This window comes from Flavobacterium coralii, from assembly GCF_019891545.1.
GTDB classification, from domain to species: domain Bacteria; phylum Bacteroidota; class Bacteroidia; order Flavobacteriales; family Flavobacteriaceae; genus Flavobacterium; species Flavobacterium coralii.
Genome location: NZ_JAHDIU010000054.1, coordinates 1 through 400, shown reverse-complemented (window position 1 = coordinate 400; position 400 = coordinate 1). Strand labels below are relative to the sequence as shown.

The window sequence follows — 400 nt, the reverse complement described above, 5'->3', positions numbered from 1 at the left end:
TGGTGCCCTTCCGTCAATTTCTTTAAGTTTCAGCTTTGCAACCATACTACCCCCGGAACCGAAAGACTTTCGTTTCCGGATAGCTCCTCGGCAGGGCAAAAACCCTCCGAATCGCGAGATGGCATCGTTTACGGTCAGAACTAGGGCGGTATCTAATCGCCTTCGAACCTCTGACTTTCGTTCTTGATTAATGAAGACATTCTTGGCAAATGCTTTCGCTGTTGGGCGTCTCACTACGGTCCACGAATTTCACCTCTCGCGTAATGATACGAATGCCCCCGGTTTGTCCCTCTTAACCATTAAATCAGTTCTAGAACCAACAAAAAGAACCGAAGTCCTGTTTCATTATTCCATGATGAGCTATTCAAGCAAGCGCTTGTATTGAGCACTCTGATTTATT

General features: G+C 46.0%; 1 rRNA gene. It reads right to left on the bottom strand.

Features of this window, described 5'->3' with window-relative positions:
• Window positions 1-397 (bottom strand): 16S ribosomal RNA (locus KJK34_RS15575); the annotation flags it as partial.
• Window positions 398-400 lie beyond the last annotated feature (3 nt).